The 24,938-nt window shown below is 62.8% G+C and carries 17 protein-coding genes; 10 read left to right on the top strand and 7 right to left on the bottom strand.

The window, feature by feature from the left end; translation table 11 throughout:
- The first annotated feature begins 10 nt into the window (after positions 1-10).
- The 3 genes from NZ453_RS19550 to NZ453_RS19560 all read left to right on the top strand — a co-directional run bounded on the left by NZ453_RS19550 (position 11) and on the right by NZ453_RS19560 (position 4,810).
- A complete protein-coding gene (locus NZ453_RS19550; RefSeq protein WP_263772600.1) occupies positions 11-238 on the top strand; it encodes an RNA-binding S4 domain-containing protein in 228 nt (75 codons plus the stop codon).
- A 202-nt stretch (positions 239-440) separates the two neighbouring features.
- On the top strand, positions 441-3,038 hold the full coding sequence (locus tag NZ453_RS19555; RefSeq protein ID WP_263772601.1) for a bifunctional aconitate hydratase 2/2-methylisocitrate dehydratase: 2,598 nt from the start codon (positions 441-443) through the stop codon (positions 3,036-3,038).
- A 179-nt stretch (positions 3,039-3,217) separates the two neighbouring features.
- Complete coding sequence (locus tag NZ453_RS19560) at positions 3,218-4,810, top strand: DUF4139 domain-containing protein (RefSeq protein WP_263772602.1); 1,593 nt, start codon at positions 3,218-3,220, stop codon at positions 4,808-4,810.
- Between the two features lie 83 nt (positions 4,811-4,893).
- On the opposite strand, the gene NZ453_RS19565 is transcribed toward NZ453_RS19560, so the two are convergent.
- Positions 4,894-5,805, bottom strand: coding sequence for a LysR substrate-binding domain-containing protein (locus NZ453_RS19565; RefSeq protein WP_263772603.1), 912 nt, complete (start codon positions 5,803-5,805; stop codon positions 4,894-4,896).
- A gap of 129 nt (positions 5,806-5,934) precedes the next feature.
- Here NZ453_RS19565 and NZ453_RS19570 point away from each other — a divergent pair, with 129 nt between their 5' ends.
- Together NZ453_RS19570 and cuyB are read left to right on the top strand one after the other, a co-directional pair.
- Positions 5,935-7,359: an aspartate ammonia-lyase gene (locus NZ453_RS19570; RefSeq protein ID WP_263772604.1), complete on the top strand. Its 1,425-nt coding sequence runs from the start codon at positions 5,935-5,937 to the stop codon at positions 7,357-7,359.
- Between the two features lie 439 nt (positions 7,360-7,798).
- Positions 7,799-9,250, top strand: coding sequence for a cysteate racemase (cuyB, locus tag NZ453_RS19575; RefSeq protein ID WP_263772605.1), 1,452 nt, complete (start codon positions 7,799-7,801; stop codon positions 9,248-9,250).
- An 80-nt stretch (positions 9,251-9,330) separates the two neighbouring features.
- Here cuyB and alkB read toward each other — a convergent pair whose 3' ends face one another.
- Positions 9,331-10,014: a DNA oxidative demethylase AlkB gene (alkB, locus tag NZ453_RS19580; protein WP_263772606.1), complete on the bottom strand. Its 684-nt coding sequence runs from the start codon at positions 10,012-10,014 to the stop codon at positions 9,331-9,333.
- On the bottom strand, positions 10,011-11,165 hold the full coding sequence (ada, locus tag NZ453_RS19585) for a bifunctional DNA-binding transcriptional regulator/O6-methylguanine-DNA methyltransferase Ada (protein ID WP_263772608.1): 1,155 nt from the start codon (positions 11,163-11,165) through the stop codon (positions 10,011-10,013). The genes alkB and ada overlap by 4 nt, the downstream gene beginning before the upstream one ends.
- A gap of 346 nt (positions 11,166-11,511) precedes the next feature.
- On the opposite strand from ada, the gene NZ453_RS19590 reads away from it, so the two are divergent.
- Together NZ453_RS19590 and NZ453_RS19595 are read left to right on the top strand one after the other, a co-directional pair.
- A complete protein-coding gene (locus NZ453_RS19590) occupies positions 11,512-11,769 on the top strand; it encodes a PepSY domain-containing protein (RefSeq protein WP_263772609.1) in 258 nt (85 codons plus the stop codon).
- 84 nt (positions 11,770-11,853) lie between these two features.
- Positions 11,854-12,390: a cytochrome b/b6 domain-containing protein gene (locus NZ453_RS19595; protein ID WP_263772611.1), complete on the top strand. Its 537-nt coding sequence runs from the start codon at positions 11,854-11,856 to the stop codon at positions 12,388-12,390.
- Positions 12,391-12,455: 65 nt separating this feature from the next.
- On the opposite strand, the gene NZ453_RS19600 is transcribed toward NZ453_RS19595, so the two are convergent.
- Positions 12,456-13,259 (bottom strand): SDR family NAD(P)-dependent oxidoreductase, encoded by an 804-nt coding sequence (locus tag NZ453_RS19600; RefSeq protein WP_263772613.1) that lies wholly within the window; start codon positions 13,257-13,259, stop codon positions 12,456-12,458.
- 233 nt (positions 13,260-13,492) lie between these two features.
- Between NZ453_RS19600 and NZ453_RS19605 the strand changes: the two genes are divergently transcribed.
- The 3 genes from NZ453_RS19605 to NZ453_RS19615 all read left to right on the top strand — a co-directional run bounded on the left by NZ453_RS19605 (position 13,493) and on the right by NZ453_RS19615 (position 18,425).
- Entirely contained in the window at positions 13,493-13,996 is a 504-nt protein-coding gene (locus NZ453_RS19605) for a DUF4112 domain-containing protein (protein ID WP_263772615.1), read from the top strand.
- 95 nt (positions 13,997-14,091) lie between these two features.
- On the top strand, positions 14,092-16,548 hold the full coding sequence (locus tag NZ453_RS19610; RefSeq protein ID WP_263772616.1) for a hybrid sensor histidine kinase/response regulator: 2,457 nt from the start codon (positions 14,092-14,094) through the stop codon (positions 16,546-16,548).
- 161 nt (positions 16,549-16,709) lie between these two features.
- Entirely contained in the window at positions 16,710-18,425 is a 1,716-nt protein-coding gene (locus tag NZ453_RS19615) for a rhomboid family protein (protein ID WP_263772617.1), read from the top strand.
- A 9-nt stretch (positions 18,426-18,434) separates the two neighbouring features.
- Here NZ453_RS19615 and NZ453_RS19620 read toward each other — a convergent pair whose 3' ends face one another.
- The 3 genes from NZ453_RS19620 to NZ453_RS19630 form a co-directional block, all read right to left on the bottom strand.
- Entirely contained in the window at positions 18,435-19,001 is a 567-nt protein-coding gene (locus NZ453_RS19620; RefSeq protein ID WP_263772618.1) for a hypothetical protein, read from the bottom strand.
- Positions 19,002-19,143: 142 nt separating this feature from the next.
- The gene (locus NZ453_RS19625) at positions 19,144-20,727 is read right to left on the bottom strand and encodes a DUF3999 family protein (RefSeq protein WP_263772620.1); all 1,584 of its coding nucleotides are present in this window, start codon (positions 20,725-20,727) and stop codon (positions 19,144-19,146) included.
- Positions 20,724-24,938 (bottom strand): DUF2339 domain-containing protein, encoded by a 4,215-nt coding sequence (locus tag NZ453_RS19630; RefSeq protein WP_263772621.1) that lies wholly within the window; start codon positions 24,936-24,938, stop codon positions 20,724-20,726. Before NZ453_RS19630 ends, NZ453_RS19625 begins: the two co-directional genes overlap by 4 nt.

A 24,938-nucleotide genomic window follows, 5' to 3' on the forward strand; every position in this document is an offset into this window, starting at 1 on the left:
GGAGCCTGGTATGGCCGTTCAACTGGAAGTGCGCGGTGAGTTCATTCAACTCGATCAGGTGCTCAAGGTCACCGGCCTTTGCCATTCGGGCGGTTTCGCGCACAGCGTGATCGAAGCGGGTGAGGTCAGCGTCGACGGCGTTACCGAAAAACGCAAGCGCGCGAAGCTGCGCCCCGGGCAGCGCGTTGGTTACGCGGGCGAAACGATAGAACTCGTTGCGGCCGGCGGATTGGATTGACCACTTGGCCGGCCGTGTCCGCAAGCGAGTGGCTATTTGCCGATTTATGCCGATTGAGTTGATCGGCCGTTTTGCCGTTTTGGTACAAGATCAGTCCGAAATGTCATCAACGGAGTGTCTTGAGCCGTCGTTTTCCTGCGTAAAATACCGCGCACAGACCCCTCGGTTTTCCACCTGGTAACGTATAGAAAGGAAGCTCCCCATGCTGGAATCGTATCGTGCCCATGCCGCTGAGCGCGCTGCGCTTGGCATCCCGCCGCTGCCGCTGTCGGCGAAGCAAACCGAGGAGTTGGTCGGTTTGCTGAAAAACCCGCCGAAGGGCGAAGAACAATTCCTCGTCGAGCTCCTGACGCATCGCGTGCCTGCCGGTGTGGACGACGCGGCGAAGGTCAAGGCGGAGTTCCTCGCCAAACTCGCCAAGGGCACCGAAACGTGTGCCTTGGTCTCGAAAGCCAAGGCGACCGAACTGCTCGGCACGATGCTTGGCGGCTACAACATCAAGCCGTTGATCGACGTCCTCGGCGATGCCGAAGTCGGCGCCGTGGCGGCGGAGGCGCTGAAGAAGACGCTACTCATTTTCGACTACTTCAACGACGTCAAGGCGCTCGCCGACAAAGGCAACGCGAACGCCAAGGCCGTCATCCAGTCATGGGCCGACGCCGAGTGGTTCACCTCGCGGCCGCAAGTCCCGGCCGTACAGAAAATTACCGTATTCAAGGTCACCGGCGAGACCAATACCGACGACCTGTCGCCGGCGCCTGATGCCACGACACGTCCCGATATTCCGATGCATGCGCTTGCCATGCTGAAGAATCCGCGTCCCGGCATCGAACCCGAGCAGCCCGGTGTGCGCGGCCCGATCAAGCAACTCGAAGCGCTGGCCAAAAAAGGGAACCTGATCGCCTACGTCGGCGATGTGGTCGGCACCGGCTCGTCGCGCAAGTCCGCAGCCAACTCCGTGTTGTGGTGGACGGGCGAAGATATTCCCTTCGTGCCGAACAAGCGCTGCGGCGGGGTCGCCCTCGGCTCCAAGATCGCTCCGATCTTCTACAACACGCTGGAAGATTCCGGCGCGCTGCCGGTCGAGATCGACGTCACCAAGATGGAAATGGGCGACGAGATCGAACTGAAGATCGACGCGGCCACGACCAAGGTCGTCGCGCTCAAGGGCGGCCAAGTCATCGCCGAATCGCAACTGAAGACCCCGGTGATCCTTGATGAAGTGCGCGCCGGCGGCCGTATCCCGCTGATCATCGGCCGCGGCCTCACGGCGCGTGCCCGTGCGGCGCTGGGCCTGCCGCCCTCGACGCTGTTCAAGTCGCCACAGGAACCGGCCGATACCGGCAAGGGCTACACGCTGGCGCAGAAGATGGTCGGCCGCGCCTGCGGCTTGCCCAATGGCAAGGGCGTCCGCCCGAACGCCTACTGCGAACCGAAGATGACCACCGTCGGATCGCAGGACACCACCGGCCCGATGACCCGCGACGAACTGAAGGATCTGGCTTGCCTCGGCTTCTCCGCCGATCTCGTCATGCAGTCGTTCTGCCACACCGCGGCGTATCCGAAGCTCGTCGACATCAAGACGCACCGTACGCTGCCGGGTTTCATCACCACTCGTTCCGGCGTTTCGTTACGCCCAGGCGACGGCGTCATCCACAGCTGGATCAACCGCATGTGCCTGCCGGATACCGTCGGTACCGGCGGCGACTCGCACACCCGCTTCCCGATCGGTATCTCGTTCCCGGCCGGTTCCGGGCTGGTGGCCTTTGCAGCCGCCACCGGCACGATGCCGCTCGACATGCCCGAGTCCGTCCTCGTGCGCTTCAAGGGCAAGATGAACGACGGCATCACGCTGCGCGATCTCGTCAACGCCATCCCGTACTACGCGATCAAGCAGGGCTTGCTGACCGTCGAGAAGAAGGGCAAGAAGAACGTCTTCAACGGCCGCATCCTCGAAATCGAAGGCCTGCCGGATCTGAAGGTCGAACAAGCCTTTGAACTGACCGACGCCTCGGCCGAGCGCTCTGCCGCCGCCTGTACGGTGCAGTTGAACAAGGAACCGATCATCGAGTACCTGCGGTCGAACACCACGCTCTTGAAGTGGATGATCGCCAACGGTTACAGCGATGCCAAGACGCTGGCCAACCGCGTCAAGGCCATGGAAGCATGGATCGCCGATCCGCAACTGCTGAAGGCCGACGCCGACGCCGAGTATGCCGCCGTAATCGAAATCGATCTAGCGGACATCAAGGAACCGATCGTCGCCTGCCCGAACGACCCGGACGACGTGAAACTGCTGTCCGAAGTCGCCGGCACCAAGATCGACGAAGTCTTCATCGGTTCGTGCATGACCAACATCGGTCACTTCCGCGCGGCCGGCAAGGTGCTCGACGGTAAGAGCGACATCCCGACCCGTCTGTGGATCGCTCCGCCGACCAAGATGGACGCCATGGTACTGACCGAGGAAGGCTACTACGGCGTACTCGGCAAGAGCGGTGCGCGCATGGAAATGCCGGGATGCTCGCTGTGCATGGGTAACCAGGCGCAGGTGCGCAAGGGGGCGACGGCCATGTCAACCTCGACGCGCAACTTCCCGAACCGCCTGGGCATCGATACGCTCGTCTACCTCGGCTCAGCCGAACTCGCCGCGATGTGCTCTTTGATGGGCAAGATCCCGACCGTCGCCGAGTACATGGAGCAGATCAAGGCCGTCAACGCCAAGGCGGCCGACGTGTACCGCTACATGAACTTCGACCAGATTCCGGAGTTCGTCGAAGCGGCTGCGGAAGCGAACGTGTAACACGCAAAGAAGGCATTATCTCCTTAACCCGCGCCGGTACTGGTGCGGGTTTTTTTTGCCTGCACGTCGGCATCGAACGTGAATGCTGTGCTCAAACACGAGGGGACAGTGCCTTGACCGGTTGCAGGATCGCGCAAATACTCCGAGCTTCATGATCTGGACATAAAGGGAGAAGAGTCATGCGGTTTCGCCTGATCCACGTCGGAACGTTGATAGCGGCACACGTCGCCCTGAACTCCGCCATCGGGGCGGACGCGCCGATCACCTCCGTCGTCGTCTTTCCCGGCAGTGCGACCGTGGAACGCACGGTGCAGGTGCCGGCCGGAAACAGCCTCGTCGAGATCAACGACATCCCGGCCGTCTTCGACAGCAACACGCTCTCCGTGCAGGCCGGCGTTGGGGTTCGGGTCGGCCAGATCACGGTTCTGGAAACCGGCAAACAGCCAGGCGTACATCCGCGGGAGAAGGAACTGCAGAAAAGGAGCCAGGAGTTGCAGGACAGGATCGACGCGCTCGATATCGAGGTGAAGTCCGCCGAACTGGTCACTGGCTATCTGGGCCGCATCGGCAGTACGGGCGGTGACAAAGCCCAACTCGATGGCAAGGTTGCCGCTGGCGTGGCAGAGACGATCGGTGCGTCGGCCGCGAAGGCGTTGCAGCGCGCACAGCAAGCGGAGATCCGCAAGCGAGAATTCAAGGAAGAGCTCGACCGAGTGCTCTTCGAACTCAAACAGGTACAGAGCGGCAACAAAGTGTTGCGCGGCGTTTCAGTACGCACAGCCGCCGAACGTCCGGGGCAGATCCGCGTGTCGTATCAGGTGAATCGCGCCGGCTGGCAACCGACATATCGCGCCGCTCTCGATTCCGCGAAGGGAACGGTCGATCTCGAGCGTATGGCGCTTGTATCGCAGAAAACAGGTGAGGATTGGTCCGGCGTTCGCTTGCGCTTATCCACCGGGCAGCCGCAGGCGTATCGCGACCCGGCGGAACCGCAGACGCGTCGCCTTACGTACGTGAAGCCGATGCCCGCGCAGGAGTCGCAACGCGCGTTTGCCGCGGCGCCGGCGCCAATGCCGGCATCGGCGCCGGCGATGGCCAAGGCGGCGGATGCCGCCGATGATAACTACGTGGCGCCGGTGATCGAGACGCAAGGTGCTTTCGCCGCCGAGTTCGAGGTGCCCGGCGCGGCGACGCTGCCGGCCGACGGGCGTGAGGTCGCCGTCACGCTTGGGAAGCAACAGGCTGCCGTCAAGCAAGCCGTGCGCGTTGCCCCGCGCCTGGATCGCGCTCCGGTGTTGGTCGCCGAGTTCGATCGTCCGGCCGGGATTTGGCTGCCCGGCGCGATCCAACTTTTCCGCGACGGCCACTACGTCGGGGCGACACGTTGGACGCCCGACACTTCGCCACGTTTGACACTGGGCTTCGGCCAGGACGATCTGCTGCGCGTCGCCGTCGAACGCAAGGATCAACAATCGGGCAGTGGCGGCTTCGTCGGCCAGAAAGCGCAGCGAAAGGTCGCGGACGTTTTCGCGTTATCGAGCGCGCACAAGGAGACTGTGGACGTCCTCGTGCTGGAATCCGCGCCGGTGAGCCAGTCGGAAGAAGTCGTCGTCGAGCGCCAACTCGTGCCGCCGCCGAGCGAAGAGAATTGGAAGGGGCGTACCGGCGTGGTTGCCTGGCGGAAGGCGCTGGCGCCGGGTGAAACGTGGAAGATCGAGGTCGGCTATACGATCGAATATCCCAAGGAAGGCCGGGTCAACGGATTGCCTTGATTCAATAAGGCGCACAGGGGCGGCGTTATGCGTCGTCCCCGCCGGTTGCGTTGCGCGCGAAGGCTCCCGATTCTTGCGGCGTGTTAAGTCGTGGCGTCGCCGGAGCGAAAGAACTGCCAGATTCGTTCCACCAAGGGATTCGCGTTTTCCGTTGTGCGGTAAAGGCGGACTTCGAGCGGGCAGGTCCACGACGGCGCCCCGGCGACCACCAGCGCCTTGTCCGCCAACTCCTTGTGCACACAGCTCTCGGGAAGCCACCCGAGGCCGTGGCCTTCGATGATCATCGCTTTCAGCGCTTCGGACATATGCGTGTCGAACGAGCGCTCGAAGTGACAGCGTTCTCCTGCACCGAGCAGGATCATCTCGACGACGTGCGACAGGTAGGTGCCCGAGGAGTAGGCGAGGAACGGTATCGGTTTGTCGACGTTGCCCGGTAGACGGTAACGCGGCTTGCCGTCCTTGTTCGGCGCCGAGAAAGGCAGCATGCGGTCGGTTGCCAGCACCTGATGCTGGAAGCGCTCGGGGTCGAGCAGAGCCGGCAGCTGCGGGTGATGGTAGTTGATCAGCAGGTCCGTTCCACCCTGGTTCAGCGCGGCGGCGCCCTCCGACACGTTGACCGCCGCGACGCGCACGATGACGTTGCCCATGGCGATCTTTAGCTTGCTCAGCCAATGCGGGAAGTACGTCAGCGACAGAGTGTGGGCGACCGAGAAGTGGACAGTTTCAGCACTGCCCGGCGCCTGCCCGCGCAGCACGGTGCGCATGTCGTAGGTACGCCGTAGCAGATCGGCGGCGAAGCCGCGGAAGATGCGCCCGGCGGAGGTGAGCTGGACGCCTTGCATGCGGCGGTCGATCAGCTCGACCCCGAGCCAGTCTTCGAGCGATTGGATATGTCGACTGAACGTTGGCTGCGACACGTTGCGACGCTCGGCGGCGCGCGAGAAAGCGTGCGCATCGACCAGGGTCAGGAAGTCTTCGATCCACCGGATTTCCATTGCTTCTCCTTCCGCTCGATCCGTGCGTATGCGGTTTTTCGGGGATGTTATGCGATTAATGCATAACCTGTCACCCTGCCCGATTCACCCGCGTAGCATGGCTTCATCCAATTCAACCAGGGGAACGTCATGTCCGAACACAAAGCAACCACGTATCGAATCGAGAAAGATTTTCTCGGCGAAAAACAGATTCCCGAGCATGCCTACTACGGCGTCCAGACGCAGCGAGGGAAAGACAACTTCTTCATCACCGGTACGCAGATGTCGGCCGAGCCCTATTTCGTCAAAGCCTTCGGCTACGTCAAAAAGGCCGCCGCCATGGCCAACCGCGATTTGGGCTGCCTCGACGGGCAGATTGCCAATGCGATCATCAGTGCTTGCGATCGCCTGATCGCAGGCGAGTTGCGCGAACACTTCGTCACCGACTTCATTCAGGGCGGCGCGGGCACCTCGGTGAACATGAACGCCAACGAGGTTATCGCCAACGTCGCGCTCGAGTCGCTCGGGCACAAGAAGGGTGACTACCACATCATCAACCCGAACGATCACGTCAACTTCGGTCAATCGACCAACGACGTCTATCCGACCGCCTTCCGTCTGGCGTTGATTCTGCGCTTGGCGAGCTACATGGAAGCGTTGCGCAAGCTGCAGGGTTCGTTCTTCGCCAAGGCCAAGGAGTTCGAGCGCGTCCTAAAGATGGGCCGGACACACTTGCAGGATGCCGTACCGATGTCGCTCGGACAAGAGTTCCACGGCTGGGGAACGACGATCGGGGAAGAGGTCGAGCGCATCACCGAAGTTCGCAACCTGCTGCGCGAGATCAACCTCGGCGCAACGGCGATCGGCACGACGGTTACCGCGGCGCCGGGCTATCCGCAACTGGCCACCAAGTATTTGTCCGAATTGACCGACGTTCAGTTCATCCTCGGCGGCGACCTCGTCGAAGCGACTTCGGACACGGGTGCCTACGTGCAGCTCTCCGGTGTGTTGAAGCGTACGTCGACCAAGCTTACGAAGATTTGCAACGACATCCGGATGCTTGCTTCGGGCCCGCGTTGTGGCCTCAACGAGATCAACTTGCCGCAGATGCAGCCTGGCAGTTCGATCATGCCGGGTAAGGTCAATCCGGTCATCCCCGAAGTCGTCAACCAGACGGGCTTCCTCGTCATCGGCCTCGACCTGACGGTGACGCTTGCCGCGTCGGCCGGGCAACTGCAGCTCAACGTGATGGAGCCGGTGATCACCTACGCGCTGTTCAAGTCCATCTTCACGATGGAAAACGCTGTGAATAGCCTGCGTGCCAATTGCATCGACGGCATCACGGCCAACGCCGAGCACACGCGCAACATGGTCCTCAACTCCCTGGGCATCATCACGGTCCTCAAGCCCTCGCTCGGCTACAAGCAATGTGCCGAGATCGCTCGCGAGTGTTATCAGACCGGCAAGTCGTTGCATGACGTAGTCGTCAAAGAACGAAAATTGATGACCCAGGAACATTGGGATGAAGTGTTCTCGTTCGAAAACCTGATCAATCCGCGATTCGAGAAGAAATAACTCCATCGATGAGCGGCATCGCGCTGTCGGTAAGGCACTTCCGGCGGCGCGATGGCATCTTCGCGCGTATTCTGACTTTGTCGGCGGGTCCGACGTGGCGTCGCGGGCGGCGTACGTGCCATCGCCGGCCCGCGATGTAAGCTGCTTGACTTGGCATGCGCTTGCGCAGGGACTACGATCGCAGTCCTTGCGCAGGAAATCTACTAGGTAACGGGATCGCCGCGCGGCGTTCAGGACGTCCAAGAGCGGGCGCGAACGCTCCGGTAACCGCGGGGAGGGCGGCGGTGACCGGTTCTCGCCGCCGTCCTGGAAGCTTGGCCGTTGCGTCGGGCTTGCTTCTTGAGGCATTCATTCAGCGACGGCCTGTCCGATTATCGAAGAGAAGCCGGGACGGCTTATTTCCCGGCCACCGTTTTTGTCCGTCCGAGAAAGGCATGTCGTGTCAGTAAAACCCAGTCGCCGTCGTATCGCCGTCGTTAGCGGACTATCGGTTCTTGGCGCCGCCGACGTATTCGCCAAGCTCATGAGAGCCTTGTCGGCATGCTCTCCGCAGGAGTTGCCGGAAGTCCTGTTTGAGCAGGATCCAGTCCATGCGGAGAAGAACCGGGGCGCGACTGACCTGTTGCCTAGTGGGACCAAAATCCATGTCTTCGACAGCGTGAGGGACTTAGCCGGCCGAGATGTCGATACAGTCGTTCTCCCGTGTTTCCTCAGTCAGACTTTTCTGAACGAAATCGAAGGCGAGACTACCGTGCGCATCGTCAACGCCATGGACGCGCTGCGCCGCCACCTCGAAACCCGGTACCCCGGCGCGAAGCGTCTGGGCATTCTGACCTCGGATTACGTGCGCTCGCAGGCCCTTTTCGAGCGGGCGTTTCCCGGCGAGCATTGGCAACTCGTTTATCCGCGCGACGCGGTCCAGAGCGACGGCGTAATGGCGGCCGTCTATGGCCCGCGAGGGATTCGGGCGGGATGTGTCGAGGGGGCGCCGGTCGAGCAGCTGAACGAGGCATGCCGTGACCTGGCCGAACAAGGCGCCGAAGTCATCGTTCCCGGCTGCACGGAAATCCCGCTGCTGTTGGCGGCGCTTGACGCGGGCGGCGTGCCGGTCGTCGACTCGAACGCCGTCTATGCCGAGTACGCCGCTTCCAGTCCGGCCGGGCACCGGAGAAAACCGTTCAAGATCGGCATCGTCGGCGGGGTCGGGCCGGCCGCCACCGTCGACTTCGTAGACAAGATCGTGCGCAGTACGCCTGCCACGCGCGATCAAGACCATATTAAAGTCGTTGTTGAGCAAAATCCTCAGATCCCGGACCGTACAGCCAATCTCATCGGCGACGGAGCAGATCCGACGATCGCGATTTATGCCACCTGCAAGCGGCTTGAGGCGGATGAGGCGGACATCATTACCATCCCGTGCAACACGGCGCATGCCTTCGTTGAACGCATCCAGCCGTATCTCTCGATTCCGGTCGTCAACATGCTGCGCGAGACGGCGCAGTACATCAGGAACCATTACGGGAATTGCCGCATGATCGGCCTATTGGCGACGAACGGGACAGTGGCCAGTCGTGTGTACCACGAGGCACTTGCTGCCGCAGGATTCGACGTTCTGGTTCCGGACGACGCCAACCAGCGATGTGTGATGAATGCCATCTATGGAACGAAAGGCGTCAAGGCCGGTTACACGACCGGGGAATGCGTCGATGATCTGCAACAGGCGATGGCCTCACTCGTCATGCGAGGGGCCGAGGTGCTGATCCTCGGCTGCACCGAATTGCCTTTGCTGCAAGAGCAGAACGAGGCGTTTTCGATTGCCGGCAAATCTGTCGTCGTTCTCGATCCAACCCTGATCCTCGCGAGGAAGTGCGTCGAGTTGAGTCAGGCTTAGGCGTGAGAGGAGCGCCGGGGTTGATCGACGAACAGTACTTCTCGTACCACTCCTCATGCAACGGTAGCCGGCGGGGAAGCTCAGGCGCCTGACACGCCTTCGCGCCTTGGCCGGCCGGCTTTGCGAAAGGTCAGGCTGATGCGGAACTCGCCGGTATCCGGATGCCAGCCAGGCTTGATCGGCTGCACCGCGTGGTAGCGCAGACGCGAGGGCCCGCCCCATACCATGACGTCGCCGTGTCCGAGAATGATGCGGGTCGTCGGCGCGCTGCGCTCGAACCCGCCGAACAGAAAGATCGCCGGCAAACCCAGCGACAACGACACGATCGGTGCGTCGTAGGTCGCCTCGTGCTTGTCTTGATGCAGCGATATCCGCGAACCGACGGCATAACGGTTGATCAGGCAGGTGTCGGGCGCGAATCCCGAGAATCCGGCTTCAGCCGCCGCGCGCCGTGCCAAGTCGGAAAATTCCTTTGGCATCGGTGGCCATGGACGGCCGCTCTCCGGTTCTATGGGCGAGTATCGGTAGCCCTGCGCGTCGGTAGCCCATCCAAGCGGGCCGCAACTCGTCACGGCCACCGACATGCGATATCCGGCCGGGGTGACGATATGGCGAAAGGGCGCCTCCTCGGCAATCTGCCCTACCGCGGCGAGGAAGGCAGGCGCTTCGGTGCGTCCATAACCGTGCAGAACGAGGGCGCCCTCGGCCGGCGCCTCGCGCCGATCGTCGTACAGATCCATGCCGGCGAACAGATCGTCGATCAACCATCGACTCCTGCTTTGGGCGCTTGACGCACATCGGGCCGATTTTCTGCCTCGAGATCGAGCAGCGCACGTTTTCGATCCAGTCCCCACCGGTACCCGGCCAGCGCCCCGTCGTTGCGCAAGGCCCGATGACACGGGATGGCTACGGCCAGCGGGTTGGCGGCACACGCAGAGGCAACCGCGCGAATCGCCTTCGGCATTCCGATACGCGTGGCGATTTCCGTGTAGCTTGCCGTCTTGCCCGCCGGAATTTCACGTAGGGCCTGCCAGACGCGCTGCTGGAACGCCGTCCCGCGTACGTCGAGCGGTAGCGACAGGCCCGTGTGCGGGGCGTCAACGAAGGCGACTACGTGCCGCACGACGTCCCGGTAGGCCTCCTCGCCAGGGGTAATCGAAGCCTTCGGGAAGCGCTCGTGCAACTCGCGTATGAGCGCGGCTTCGTCGTCGCCGAGCAGAATCGCGCACAGGCCGCGTTCGCTGCTCGCCACCAGAACCCGGCCGAGCGACGATTGTCCGCAAGCGAAATGGATAACGACGCCGGCGCCGCCGCGCCGGAAGTCACCGGGCGTCATGCCGAGCAGGCCGTTCGAATCGGCGTAGAAATGCCCGCTCGAGTTGTATCCCGCTTCATACATCGCGGCGGTGACGGTGTCGCGTCGCGGTAGTTCGTCATGCACCCTCTTTCTCCGCTGGGCCGCCATGTAGGCGCGTGGCGTGACGCCTGTGACCGATTTGAACAGGCGATGCAGATGGAATGGGCTTAAGCCTGCGCTTGCCGCCAGCTCTTCAAGGCGTAGCGGTGCCTCGGCGTCCTCGATTTCGCGGCACAGCTTGGCGACGAGTTGCATATTGCGCTCCGTGGCGGAAACCTCCTTCGGGCGGCAGCGTTTGCAGGGACGAAAACCGGCGTTTTCCGCCGCTTCGGGCGTGGCGTGAAATCTGACGTTTTCCGGCCGCGGACGACGAGCGCCGCACGACGGGCGGCAATAGACGCCAGTCGTCGCCACCGAGTAAACGAAGCGGCCGTCTGCTTTGGCGTCGCGGTTGAGAACGGCGTGCCAGCGCGGGTCGCCGAGGAGGACGGCCGGTAAATCGTCGTCGCGGGGTCCGGGGCGCTCCCTTTGCTCCCTTTGAATAGCATCGTGAAGCATGGCGATCCTTTCCAGATCGGAAAATCAGGAGCCAACTGTATCGCTGGCAACGCCTGATTTCACTCCGAGTCTTGCGCTCGAATTGCGTAATGCCGAGAGGAACGCGGCGCTACGTTCCGGTTCTTGTAAGTGGACTCTGCGTCCGTTGGAGGGTTCGACCGTTTTGGGGCAACACGTCGGCAGAATTTCGCGACGGGCCGGGAAAACCCAAATCCGCCAAATCCTCAACTGAATAAGTGCAAAGGAGTTTTTGAACTTTTGCCGGGTTAAGACCGACTTAAGGTTAGGGGTTTTCAATGGCGTTGCGGCCCGATTGCGGGCGCTTAACTCAATTGGAGAAAAAAGGATGAAGAAACTGTTCGTAATGCTTGCTGCCGTTGGTATTGCCGGAAGCGCTATCGCGGGCCCGAAGTGCGATGTGCCGAAGGAAAAATGGATGAAGGAATCCGATTTCAAGAGCCACGTCGAATCGCAAGGCTACAAGATCAAGACCTTCAAGGTCAGCAGCGGCAAGTGCTACGAGATCTATGGCTTCGATAAGGACGGCAAGAAGGTCGAAATCTACTTCAACCCCGAAACGGCCGCCGTTCTCGAATCCAAGTAACAGCTTCAGCCGCCCGAATGCCGTTGGAGCGAACGGCCGCCAGTGCCGTTCGCCATGCGGTTCATAAGAAAAGAAGACTCAATCATGACGACACCCGCTTCAGAGAAAATCCAGGTATGGGACCGCTTTGTCCGCTTCTTCCATTGGAGCCTGGTGACCTGCGTGCTGGCCAACTATTTCGTCGTCGACGATGGTAAAACCGTGCATCAATGGTTCGGCTATACGGCGACCGCGCTGGTTCTCGCGCGCATCGTCTGGGGGTTCGTCGGCTCCCGGTATGCGCGCTTCGGAGACTTTGCGCCGACTCCCAGCAAGCTCCGTACGCACGTGCGCCGTCTGCTCGACGGCGACCCGGATTTCCATGTCGGGCACAATCCGCTCGGCGGCGTGATGATCTTCGCCACGCTGGCGCTCGTGCTCGCCCTCGGGACCACGGGGTTCATGCAGACGCTCGATACCTTTTGGGGTGAGGAGTGGCTGGAAGAAATTCACGAAACGTTGGCATCAACTCTGATCGGCCTGGCTGTGTTGCACGTGACGGCCGTCGTTGTCATGAGCCGAATCGAACGTACCAACCTCGCCCGCGCGATGATCACCGGCATCAAGGTTCGCCGACGCTGATTTCGGGGCTTGATGCCTCCACATCCCCCGGGCATCAAACCATCCAGCTTGCCGGCTTGGCTTGGTCAAGCGATGGTATCCACCACGCCGCCATCGACGCGTAATGCCGCTCCCGTTGTCGCCGACGCCTGCACGGATGCCGCGTATACGACCATGTTTGCGACCTCCTCGGCGGTCGCCGCGCGATGGATGATCGAACTCGGCCGGTGCTGCATCACGAAAGCCGCCGCCGTTTCTTCCATCGTGCGTCCGCTGGCCTGCTGTTCTTCCTTGAGCATCGCCTCGACGCCTTCGGTAAGCGTCGGGCCGGGTAGTATTGCATTGACCGTTACCCCGGTACCGGCCAGGCGTTTGGCAAGTCCGCGCGAGATCGACAGCAAGGCCGTCTTGGTGAAGCCGTAGTGGATCATGTCGGCGGGAATGTTGAGGCCCGATTCCGATGACAAAAAGAGCACCCGTCCCCACTTTCGCTTGATCATGCCGGGCGCATAGGTCCGCGCCAGTCGGACTCCCGACATCACATTGATTTCGAAGAACCGGGTCCATTCCGCGTCCGGGATCTCGAAAAAATCGCGGGGACCGTAGATGCCGACGTTGTTCACCAAAATGTCGGTTGCAGGCTGCGCAGCGACCAGTTCAGCGCACCCTTCGGCCGTGCCGACGTCTGCCGCGATTCCGTGTATCCGGTGTCCGGCTAACGCGCCGGCTTCGTTCGCAAGTCGGGCCACGGCGTGCGTTACGCTGGCTTCGGTACGCCCGTTTACCACGACGGCGGCGCCCGCCTGAACGAACCCTCTGGCGATGGCATAGCCGATGCCGGCCGTCGAGCCGGTGACGATGGCGGTTTTTCCTGTCAGGTCGATGTGCACAGCGTTTCCTTTCCAATGGGAGGAATTCAATAATGCGGTCAGCAGGCGCGTAGCCAAGCCCAAGCAATCTGCGGTGATCCGTGGACGGCGGTTGCCGCCGCGGGTTCCCTTGGTGGGCCTTCAGTGTGTTATCGTCCCTGCGACTCCTTGGAACCTTTTTCTGCGCGCGCGCTCTGGGCGGGCGGGCAAAAAACATCCAGCACTCCAGTAACAACCAAGCACTGTAAGCAACCATGATTGATGACATATCGGGGGACGGCCGTTCAGCGGCTGGCGCTCAAATCGACGGCAAGCGGCGGCAGCTGGAGAACCTGGCCTGGCTTCTCGACAGTTTCATTCGCCTGCCCGGTGGCTTCCGGATCGGTTTCGACGCGTTGATCGGCCTCGTACCGTTTTTCGGCGATGCGGTCGGCGTTTTGCTTTCCACTTATATCGTCGCGCAGGCGGCGCGCTTGGGCGCGCCCCGCAGCGTGCTTGTCCGCATGGTGTGGAACGTCGCGGTGGAGGGCATCATCGGGCTTCTCCCGATCGTCGGCGATGTTTTCGATGCCGCCTGGCGTGCCAATCAACGCAACGTCGACCTCCTCGGAAAATTCCTGGATGAGCCGAAGAAGGCCGCCAGCGACAGTCGGCGATTCATCGGAGTCGTGTTCCTCGCGCTCATGTTCCTTACAGCTTCTGTCGCACTATTATCTGTCGCGGTCCTTGGCTTCCTCGTGAAATTGTTTGGCCTCTGATGGCGTCTTGAGACGTTGCGAATAGAATAATTCCGACGCGTAGGAAAACGCGGCATCAAAACGAGCGCGGCTGGCTTGTCATTGAAAGAACACACATGGTCCTAGAGACAGGCACGTGGGAAGGTGACAAAGGGTGGGCGTCGCTGGCCTGGTTCCCGATTCCAATCGTATTGGGCCTTTTTGTCGTTTTTTCGCTGCCCGGACCTGAAGGGAGCCTGGAGTCGCCATGGCTCCTGCTTCTCGGCAATTTCGTCTTTGGCACTTCGATCTCGGTGCTGGTGATTTATTTGGTCGCCGGAAGCTTCCTGAACCGCGGGCGCCTTTCCTTGCTGTCGCTGGGGTGCGGCGTCACCTTTTGGGGTGCGGCGGGTCTGGTGGCTACGGCGGCGGCCTTGCGCGGTGCCGGCGGATTCGACGTCAATACGACAGTGACGATTTTCGCCTGTTGTGTCTGGCTTTCCTCGCTCTGCCATCTCGCCGGGGCCGCGATGCCGCAGGGCTGGACCGTCCGCGAACCGGCTCGGATGCTCTGGCAGACGAGTGCGCTGACCGTTTGCCTTCTGATCATCGGCGCTCTTGTCTATGCCGGACTCGCCGGCAACATGCCGCCGTTCTTTGTCGAAGGTCTTGGTGGGACCGCCGTGAGGCGTTGGGTCCTAATCTCGTCCGGGGCGATGTTCATCCTGACCACGGGATTGCTGTGGACCGGACGAGCGGTTTCGAAGTTTCTTTATTGGTACGGTCTGGCGCTGCTTCTCCTCGCCGCGTCGCTTTTCGGATTGTTGTTTATCCGCGGAATGTGGGATTGGTTTGCGTGGACATGCCGCGCCAGTCAAGCGGCCGGCGCCAGTTATATGCTGGTTGCCGCCATGTATGCGATGCGCGCACGGGGCGATAAATATTTCTGGCTTTCGGAGAGCATGTCGGAGGCCAGGTACCGCTACGGCGTCGCCCTCTCGGCGGTGATCGCCGCCGCTGTCATGCGTATGGTTTTCCTGCCGGAAACGCCGTTGCGTTTCACATTCAATGTGTTTTACCCGGCGGTCGCGCTCGCGGCGTTGTACGGTGGTTTCGGGCCGGGGTTGCTTGTGACGGCGCTTTCCGTCCCGCTGGCTGCCTACTACTCGATGACACCTGACGGGGAAACCGGCCTCATGATGCCGAGCAACCTTCTCGTCACTTTTCTCTTCGTTGCGACCAATGTGCTCGTTTCGTGGTTGTCTGAAACCGTGCACCGGACCTTGCGCCGTACTCGGCAGGCCGAAGCCCAATTACGTGAACACCGTGATCGCCTCGAGGAAATGGTGCGTGAGCGCACAGTGGAGTTGACGCTGGAGGTTGAGAAGTACCAGCGCGCGCAGGCGGCGCTGATTCAGGCCAAGGCGGAATCAGAGCGGGCGCGCGCAGAAGCCGAGCGAGCCCGGGCTGACGCCGAGTACGCGAACGAGGCCAAATCGCGCTTCATGGCCGCGGCTAGCCACGACCTGCGTCAGCCTCTGGGGGCCCTGTCGCTGTACGTTGGCGCGCTTGAGGCAAGACCAACCAAGGCTGACGAAACACTGATTCGCAACATGAAGAAGTGCGTCACCAACCTTGGCGAAATGCTCAACAACCTGCTCGATCTCAGTAAACTTGAAGCCGGCGTGGTAACCACCGAACTCGACGATTTCCCACTCGATCGGGTTTTCGGCGAAATTACGGCCGGCCACCAACCGCGCGCCGAACTCAAGGGGCTTTCCTTCCGTTGCCGTACCACCGGGCTGGTGGCGCATACCGATGCCGTGCTCTTCGGACGCATCGTGGCCAATCTCGTCTCGAATGCCATTCGCTATACGGAGCGTGGTGGCGTCCTTGTCGGAGTCCGTCGTTTTCGCGGCAAGCGCTGGGTCGAGGTTTGGGATACCGGTGTCGGCATTCCTGAGGACAAGATCGGGCAGATATTCGAAGAGTTCAGGCAACTTGGCAACAGCGAGCGGAATCGCGAAAAGGGCAGCGGCCTCGGACTGGCAATCGTCGCTCGTACGGCGACACTGCTCGGCCTGGAAGTGCGCGTACGCTCCAAGCCGGGGAAGGGTTCGATGTTCGCCATCGAGCTACCGCCCGCGCGAAAGACCGGACCGCTGGCATGGCGAGGGTCGGGCAACCGATCGCTGCGCGTGGCGCTTATCGAGGATGACGCCACGATGCGTCAGGCGTTGACGTACGCGCTGCTCGGCAATGGACATCATGTGATCGCTGGCGGTTGCGGAGAGGAGATACGGGCTGGATTGGGCAGTAAGGCGCCTGACGTCGTGGTTTCGGATTATGGGTTGCCAGGCGGAGAAACAGGCATCGACGTCGTCCGTTCTTTGAGACGCGAATTCGGCTGCCCATTGCCGTCGGTGATCATTACCGGCAACACTGATCCCATATTGCTGCGCGAGGCGATGGCGCACGGCATCCAGGTGCGGCATAAGCCGATCGGCGCCGAAGTGCTCCAATCGTGCATTGAGGATCTCGTGAACAAAAACGCGTCTGATGCGCTGGATGTGACGCCGACGAATGTGGCGTGACCCGAATGTGGGGCGGCCTTATTCGACTACGATGCTGTGTTTAAGCCTCGTAACATTGGCGTTTCTCCAGACGTTGGGCGATGCATGCCGGCGCGCAGCGTTCCTCCCTCTCTGTCAGCATGGGCTCTGTCAACTAGCCGCTTTGAGATGAAAACAAAACGATGAGAAGAGCGTCAGGCGACGTAGCGGTGATGCCGTCGAGCGGGCTCGGCGGTGAACGGTTTTTCGCGTCGCCTGGCGGGCTGCGCAGAAAACGGCAAGGGCTGCTCGCTGGCGTTGCGCTCGTCGTTGTAACGGCGTTTGTCGTCCTCCACGGCTGGCGGTTGCCTGTCTTGATTGTCGCTGTGATCGTCGGGCTGGCCTTTGCCTTCGAGCGTCATTTGCGCAGGCAATTCCGCCCCGGCGAGCCGCTGGTGACGCTCACCGACGAGTTCATCGCGGCGCCGAACCTGGCCGGTGGGCAGCGTTATTTGCGCTGGGCCGACATCGAACGTATCCGAGTAGACGCCATCCAGCAGACGCCGGCTCTCGTGTTCGAACTCAAGGAGGGCGTTGGAGGAGCGGCGAGGAGTTTCTGGAGCGGCGTCGATCCGCATCGGCCAATGTTGCTGCTGACACCGTTCAACCGTGACGACACCGAACGTCTGATTGCCGAAGTGGAACGCCGACACGCAAGATGGCACGGCTTTCCCGATGATGAGTCAGGGGTGCTGCGCGAGATGGTCGAGGAACGCCAGTTCGAGGAAAGACTACGCGCCTGGCAACCGTTTGCTTGGTCCGTGGCGGCGCTCATTGGAATCAATCTCGTCGTCTGGTTGCTTACCCTCTTCAACGGCGCGGGTGTCGGTTCCGCCGGCGCCGACAAACTCCTGTTGTGGGGCGGCAACGCCGCGTCCGAAGTGCAGAAAGGCGATTGGTGGCGCCTTGTCAGCGCGACGTTTCTGCACAGCGGCCTCATGCACGTCGCGATGAATATGTTCGGGCTGTATGCGGCTGGCGTGACGGTGGAGCGCATTTACGGTTCGTATCCCTTTCTTCTCATCTACTTTGCGTCGGGTTTGCTCGGCAGCGCTCTCAGCCTGCATTTCTCGGCGCAGCAAACGGTGTCGGTCGGCGCTTCCGGGGCCGTCTTCGGCATCACGGGTGCGTTGCTCGTGGCCGTGCTCCAGCATCGCGGAACGCTGCCGCGGACGTTCAGCAAGCAGACAATCAGCGGTGTCGGCTTCTTCATCCTCTACTCGCTTGTGCAGGGATTCACCCACCCGGGAATCGACAACGCCGCCCATATCGGCGGTCTGCTCGGCGGTTGTTTGACTGCGCTCATCCTTCCCGAGCGCTTCGACTTCGAGACGTTCAACGGTGCGCTCCGCCAGCGAGCGCTGGCAGCCTTCGTCGCCGCCGGAGTGGCGATCGTCGCGGTCGCCGTGGCCGCTCCGCCGGCCAGTCTCGATCAGCGGCAACTGCTGGCAAGCAACGATGTCGCGGGGCGTGCGCTACAGAGTTTCAGCGATGGCCTGCAAGCCTTGTACGACGAGCAAGCCCAACTGAACGCCGGGGGAATCACCGAGAAAGAGGTGGATGAGCGGAGCCGGAACGTACACGCACCGGTCTTCCGACAGGTCGCCGACGACCTTTCACATGTCATCCTCCGCCCCGGCGACCCGCGGCAGCCACTGATCAAGGATGCGCAGCGGATGTCCGTCTTGCTCGCCGAGTCGCTGGGCATGGCGTCGGTGGACGATCCACCTACCGGCCGTCCGCAACCAGCCGATCCCAAACGCATGGCGGAGATCAGCGCTGAAATCGCCATGCTGAACAGCCGTTTGGCGCAGGATTTGAAAGCCTTGCGCGGCCCCGGACTGCGTCAAGGACGCTAAACCTGAAGCTTAGCGGTCGTCCGCCGCCAGGGCTTCCTCGATGTGGTCGAGGTCTTCACGCAGTGCGGCCTGGTCATGATCGCGCAACGCCATGAAGCGGCGGGGCGGGCCGTAAGCGTTCAGCGCGGTTTCGAGCGCCTTCATGAACACGCCGGATTCGTCGGTGAGCCCCTTGCCGACGCAATGCACGGCACACCCCGGGCTCTTCGGGTTGCCCCCTACGATGGCGACGAGCTGCGCGCCTTGGCGCTCGCGCGTGTCGATCCGTGCCGCGACACGTTCGGCGAGATGGAAGCAGCGCGACTGTCCTGGCTCGTTTTCCAACGCTTCGCGAATCGTCGTGTCGCGTGGCCGCCGACGTTCGGCACCGAGAGCTTCGATCTCGGGGCATGGAATCGACATTAGCCCGACGCCATACCGTTCGCACAGCCGAACGAAGTCGACGTTCATCGCCGGGAAGCGCGCCGTTCCATCGTCCCGGACGTTCTGATTCAGGTGACACTCGATCACGGCGAGGAAGCGACCGCGGCGCGCGTCAGTCGTTTCTTTTTCCCGGCGACGAAGGAAATCGAACATGGGGCGAGCGAAATCGTGGGTGGGTCGGATCAGGCATGCGCTTTATCGCCGCCTCTGCCGCATTCTAGTCCCGACTCCGGCTGTCCGGACAAAACCACTCGATGAAACAGACGGACCGTGTGGCCTCCACTCCTTACGGCGGCTAACGTTCTTTGGCCTTGTCCATGCTCTTGAGCAAGGACCACGCCATTCCCGCCAAGACCAGCAGACCGAGCGCGAGCGCCGACCACAACCAGAGTCTGTTGGTCTCCCGGGTTGCAAGTCCGGCGTCTGTCGCCGCTTGTGAGGTAGGTTGCGAGACGGGCGGAGAAATGGGTTGCGAAGCGGGCTGGGAAGCGGGCTGCGAATCCGGCGTTGGCGTCACGGCTCTCTCCGCGGCTGTTTCGAGCGGCGTGTTCGCGATTTCAACCGAGGCAGTTGTCGCCTGGACGGGAGCGTTCGCATGATGGCCGGGGATCAGCGTGGCGAGAGGCACGGCGCGGCCGACGTCGTTGACGCCCCAATGCAGCGTGTACGGCGCCGGCCCGCGGCCGAGGAAAACCAGGGTACGCGGAGTGCTCGCCACGTCGAGTATGGGCGTCTTCTGCCCGAGCTCGCTGATGGACCCGACCACCCGAAGGCGAAGTCGCGCGTATATACCGCCGTCCAGAACGATATCTTCGGAGCGCAGGTCCTTGCCATCCTGCCGGATACGGTAAACGACGGTCTGCCCGGCGATGATCTCGGTCAGGTCGACGGACGCCATGGCCGGCGGCTGGCGTTTGTGCCGCAGAACGTAGAGCGGGTGCGGTCGCGAGCGGTGTTTCGCGGTATCGTTCTCCGGCCGCTGCGCCGAGACCGTTACCGTCGCCAGCGTGTTCGGTTCGTCAAGATTGATGCGCACGCTGTCGAGCGGTGTTCTTGCCGGCATCTCGTAGTCGCAGTGCGTCGCCGTGCAGTTGAGCGGCGCGATGGAAGGGAGCCACTGCAAGGGAGCGACGACGGTATCCCGCTCCACGCTGTCGATCGTCACCGATTTTATGGCGACGGTCCGCGCCGGGTCTTGCCAGCGCAGGCGCAGGAACTTCGCCCGGGCTCCATGCAGGTCCACAGCGAGCTTTTCGATCGTCGCCGACGGATCTTTGAGAATGACGACCTGTCCGTCGGGTTCGATGGCGTGCCAGTGCCGCAAGTCGTCGCTGCCTTCGAGCGTCAGCGGATACAGGCCGACGGCGCCGTCGTCGACGGTCAGTCTCGCTTGCAACAACGTGCCGTTGACCTGGCTGGCGTCGATGATCCAGTCGCTTGCGCTCGTGTCGGGAAGGGGTTTCCCTGTGCGTACGATGATGAGTGAGCCGTCACGATTCTGCTTGAATTGAAGCGATACATCGGGGCGAACGCCCGGTCGCTCGTTCCCCGACGCGGCAACCGGGTAAAAGGCCACCCGATCGGTAAACACGCGCGTTTCGGTCGTCGGCTCGTCCAGCCATGCGTGCGGAACAAGATCTCCGTGGGCGTTACGGACGCGTACGTCATCGAGAGTCACGTTGGCCGCCGTCCTGTAAATCGTGGCCGGCAAGGTAAGGCGGAAATATGGGCCGCCGCCGTCGCTTTTGATCGTCGCCCGGTGCGCGGCGACCGCCGCGGGTTTGCCGGCCGCCTGTGCAAGGCACGGTAACGGTGAAAGAAGCGCGAGAATCAGCCCCAGGTGAAGGGGGCCGGGACATGGGTGACGCGTTATGCTCATGGCGTTTCCTTGAGAGGCTCGTTCGCGACGCCGCTCGCTGCCGCAGAAGTGCGCGCCGGGACGGGCGCGAAGTAACCGACGACGAGGAGCAATACCCCGACGCCGATGAAGGAGACGATGCGGTACAGCCCTCCGCGATCGGCCAGTTCGATGGCAAACAGTTTGAGCACGACGACGCCGAGCAACACCGCGCCTGCGGCCCACAGCGAGCGCGAAGCACGGCGGTTGCCGAGCAGCATCGTCGAGACGCCCATGAGCGCCCAGGCGATCGATAGCGAAGCCTGCGCCAGTCGGGAGTGGAAGAGCGCCGAGGCGTCCCACTCGACGCCGCCCCAATGGTGGCAGGCGCGCAGGACCATCGCGGTGAGCAGGAACCAGCCCATGCCGGCCGCGACCGCGTTGGCGGCGTTTGCCGGCAGGCGCACGGGGGATGTTTCGGGCAAGGCGCGCCACCACAGCAGGAGTGCCGCCAGCACGAGCCATTGCCCGAGTTCCAGCGGATTCAGGATCGGCAGATAGGGTAGGGGAGCGGCATTTCCCGAACCGAGCAGATTACTGACGAAACACCACAAGAGAAGGTAGGCCGCCACCGGCAGGCAGGCGATCTCCATGTACGTGTTGCGGAATTCGGACAGCGGCCAGCGGCGTTTCAGTACCGAGGAGCGAACACCCCAGAAGACGCACACGGGAACGAGGACCCATCCGAGCATGGCCCAACTGGATAGGTCGCCCGAGAGCGCCGAGAACCGCGCCTGACCTTCGCGCGAGGCGAGGAGCAGGAAGAACCAGAAGCCGGCGACGTGGAGTATCTGCCGTTGCGCCAGAACAAGCCAGCGGTCCTGGGCGCGCAAGAGCCGGAGATGCCAAAGGAGAGCCAGAGGCCAGGCGACGGCACCGAAATACGCCGAGGGGACATAACGTCCGGCGGCCCCGGCGAGGCCGGCGCAAGCACAGAGGATCAGGGCGGGCAGCGTCAGCGCGCTGAGCCGGCCCATCTCGGCCCAGTCACGCCGTTGCGCCAGCGTGGCGACGACGAAGGACGTGATCAGCGCGATGGTGATCGAAGCGGTCGGCAGGTATTCAGGAATGCCGCGAAGGTCGAGCACGCGACCGCTCTCGTCGAGCCAGGCGCCGGACCACCATACGAGGCCCCAGACAACAGGCAGCCACCGCCAAGCCGTCCGGGCGCACCAGGGATTGGACCATCGCGACGGTTTCCCTGGCGCGTCGGGGGAGAGGCGGGTGGCGAAGTACCTCGCCTCGGCGCGTATCCAGTCGGCGCACCGCCAGGCCGCCAACGCGACGATCAGCGGCGTCCAGAATTGCAGATGAGCGAACGGTGCCAACGAATGCGCGTCCGTTCCGGTGAAATAGGCGGCCGATGGCAATGAGTCGCGCGCATAGAGGAACAGCCCGGCCGAGATGGCGTGCAGAGCCGCGGCGAACCCGGCGAGCGGCGAATGCGCCATGCGCAACGCGATCCATAGCGCCAGGCAGGCCGTTACCGGCCAGACCGCCGCCGCCTGCTCGATGCTGAGTGCGAACAGGGTGGCCAGATGCAGGAGCGCCGTGCCGCCAACCACCGCGAGCGCGTTGCCTTTCGTCCACTCGGGCTGGATTCCGTCATCGAGCGCCTGCCGTCGTACCGCCGCCATCCCCAGCCCCGCGGTGAGCAGGATGCTCGCCGCAATGACGAGAGCGCCGACGCTGCCATGCCAGCCACTCTCCAGTACAGCGCCAGCCTCGCCGGCCGTACGGTGCAGCGTGACAACGAATCCGGCGACCGCAAGGGCTTGCAGGTAGGCGACGACCCCGATCAGCGCGTCGACGCCGGAACGGCGTTTGACAAGATAGATGCCGACCGATAGTACCGCTGTCGCGGCACAGGCCGTTTGCAGCGAAACTACGAAGAGCAGGGCGAGATGCAGCACGCTGGCGCCGACCGCCATGGCAAATGCCTGTACGCCGCTGCGGCGGCGCACGTCCTCGCCCTCGGAGTCTTTGTCTTTGCAGATCCGCGCGAGGCTCCAGGCGGCGGTGAGCAGGATGCCCGCGGCAATCGTCAGCGCGCAGAGCATGCTTTTCCACCCGCCGACGAGCACGGCGCTGCTCGCAACGTCGGTACTCAAGTGCAGCGTGGGAACGAAGCTGGCAACGGCGAGCGCGTGCAGGGCGAAAACGACCGGCGAAAAGGGCTGGAGATCGAAACGCCGGGCAACGCTGTAGGCGAGCAGCGAAAGCACGGCTGTCGCCGCCGCCGCGGTCTGCGGCGCGAACCATTGCCAAGGGAGCAACGTCAGCGCCGCCATGCCGAGCCAGAGCGTCAATCCGCCGGGAATGGTCTCCCAGCTTGGCTCGGCATCGAGCTTCGCCCGCCGGTTTTGCCGCCAGATCGACAGGGCACTGAGCGCGAGCAGGATCGGACCGAGCGTCGATCCGTGCAACAACGGGCCGTCAGTCGTTACGGTCAGACCGATTTCGAGCAGCAGCTTGTAGCCGGCGCCGAGCAATACCAGGTAGGCGAACGCACGCGAATACGCCCGCTGCTGCCGTATGCCGAGCCAATACATGCCCGCACCTTCGACGGCCCAGGCGGCGCTGGTCCATGTACCCTCGAAGCCGAGCGGAACGACCAAGGTACCGAAGATGACGGCGACGATCACGTAGCCTTCGGCGAGGAGGGCAAGGCCTGTGCGATGGCGCGAGAAGACGAGGCGCGCCAGCAGCAGGTAAAAGGCGCAGAGCGCGAGCGCGGAGAATGCCGGTCCGAATTCCCATGGTTTGCTGAGCAGGTATTGCAGGCCGAAGGCCGTGAGCGGCGTACCGAACACGAGCGCGCTATCGACCCGCCCCACCTGCCTGAGTGCTGCTCCCGCTTTCCGCGCCAGACTGTCGTCGTCTTGCGCGGCGAGTTGGGCATCGAGCAGCGTACGCCGCGCGAAGAGGACGCCGACGGCGGTGAAGATCAGAAAGAAAAGAACCAGGAAGGCCTGCGCAGGCAGGTATTGGTCGTGCGTGTAGTAGCGGTGCGCCCAGCCGGTGGCGAGCGTGAAGGTTCCGACAAAGCCGATGACGTTGAGAACGCGCCAGGCGTTGAACCAGGCAATCAGGACGATGCCGACGTCGAGAATGACGAGATAGGTCATCAGCGCCGTCATGTGGTTACCGCCAGTCGAGAGCAGCACGGGCGTCGCAAACCCTTCGAGCGCGGCGATCACGGCGAGGACGGGCGCATTCTGCATGACCGCCAGCGCCGCCCCGAGAAACGATACGGCCGCCATGAACCCGAAACCCCCCTCCGCGGACAGGAGACCGTGGAACTTCATGGCCGCGAGCGTCGTCAGGTAGAAAACGCCGACCCCCATGCCCTGCATGATCAGCGCGTAATCGCGGCGTCGCAGGCGCAGGAACCAGCCGAGGGCGAGCACGCCGGCACCGGCCAGCGCTACGCCTGCGTAGCGAAGCTCGACCGGAACGGTGACGCGCTCCGCGGTATAGCGGAGCAGGAAAGCGAGACCGAGAAAGAGGATGAGCACGCCGAGCTTCACGAGCGTGTTGCCGCCGTAGATGAAGTTGCGCACCGGCTCCGGCAAGCGCTCTTTGAACGGGATCGAGGGAGGCGCCGGCGGTTTGCGATGACGCGGTGTCGCTACGCGCGGCGGCTCCGACGGCGTATACGCAGGCGGCGGGAGCGGAGCGGAAAGGCTGACGGGCGCGTCGTCGCTGTTCGTATCGGCTGTCGTGGCGGCAACGAGGTCGACCGGGTCTTTGGTTTCGCCGAACGGGCGCGTCAGGGCGTCACTCGTTCGCGTCTCGCATGCCGAAGAAGCTGGGAGCGGCGGGGCTGGCCGCGATTCCGGCTCGGCAAACGCCGGCGCCACGGGCGCGGTATCGGCCGTTTGCGTCCGCTCATCCAAAGGCCGGTTGGGTTCGAGCGTTTCTTTCGCTACGGCGGCGATTGATCCACTGCCCGCTTGGAGCAGGCCTTCGACCTGTTGCAGCCGTTCTTCGAGGGCGGCGACCTTTCGTTTCAGTGCGGCGACCTCGGCCCGCAGGTTAGGAGTTGGAGTCGGAGTCAGTTCTCGGCCCTTCTCCTTGCGTGTAACGGCATGGACGACGATGCCGCCGATCACGGCCATGACCACGGCGCTCCAGAACGAGCCGGCCATGCCGCCGAGGACCAACCCTCCGATGACACCCAAGAACCACAT

This window comes from Propionivibrio soli, from assembly GCF_025770765.1.
Classification (GTDB): Bacteria; Pseudomonadota; Gammaproteobacteria; order Burkholderiales; family Rhodocyclaceae; genus Propionivibrio; species Propionivibrio soli.

What these genes read in the sequence shown, in the direction of transcription:
- NZ453_RS19605 (WP_263772615.1), top strand. Translation starts at nt 13,493, where the DNA reads ATGATTGATGACATATCGGGGGACGGCCGTTCAGCGGCTGGCGCTCAA.
- NZ453_RS19550 (WP_263772600.1), top strand. Translation starts at nt 11, where the DNA reads ATGGCCGTTCAACTGGAAGTGCGCGGTGAGTTCATTCAACTCGATCAG.
- NZ453_RS19565 (WP_263772603.1), bottom strand. Translation starts at nt 5,805, where the DNA reads ATGGAAATCCGGTGGATCGAAGACTTCCTGACCCTGGTCGATGCGCAC.
- NZ453_RS19555 (WP_263772601.1), top strand. Translation starts at nt 441, where the DNA reads ATGCTGGAATCGTATCGTGCCCATGCCGCTGAGCGCGCTGCGCTTGGC.
- NZ453_RS19595 (WP_263772611.1), top strand. Translation starts at nt 11,854, where the DNA reads ATGACGACACCCGCTTCAGAGAAAATCCAGGTATGGGACCGCTTTGTC.
- NZ453_RS19560 (WP_263772602.1), top strand. Translation starts at nt 3,218, where the DNA reads ATGCGGTTTCGCCTGATCCACGTCGGAACGTTGATAGCGGCACACGTC.
- NZ453_RS19610 (WP_263772616.1), top strand. Translation starts at nt 14,092, where the DNA reads ATGGTCCTAGAGACAGGCACGTGGGAAGGTGACAAAGGGTGGGCGTCG.
- NZ453_RS19620 (WP_263772618.1), bottom strand. Translation starts at nt 19,001, where the DNA reads ATGTTCGATTTCCTTCGTCGCCGGGAAAAAGAAACGACTGACGCGCGC.
- ada (WP_263772608.1), bottom strand. Translation starts at nt 11,165, where the DNA reads ATGCTTCACGATGCTATTCAAAGGGAGCAAAGGGAGCGCCCCGGACCC.
- NZ453_RS19590 (WP_263772609.1), top strand. Translation starts at nt 11,512, where the DNA reads ATGAAGAAACTGTTCGTAATGCTTGCTGCCGTTGGTATTGCCGGAAGC.
- NZ453_RS19625 (WP_263772620.1), bottom strand. Translation starts at nt 20,727, where the DNA reads ATGAGCATAACGCGTCACCCATGTCCCGGCCCCCTTCACCTGGGGCTG.
- NZ453_RS19570 (WP_263772604.1), top strand. Translation starts at nt 5,935, where the DNA reads ATGTCCGAACACAAAGCAACCACGTATCGAATCGAGAAAGATTTTCTC.
- NZ453_RS19630 (WP_263772621.1), bottom strand. Translation starts at nt 24,938, where the DNA reads ATGTGGTTCTTGGGTGTCATCGGAGGGTTGGTCCTCGGCGGCATGGCC.
- NZ453_RS19615 (WP_263772617.1), top strand. Translation starts at nt 16,710, where the DNA reads ATGAGAAGAGCGTCAGGCGACGTAGCGGTGATGCCGTCGAGCGGGCTC.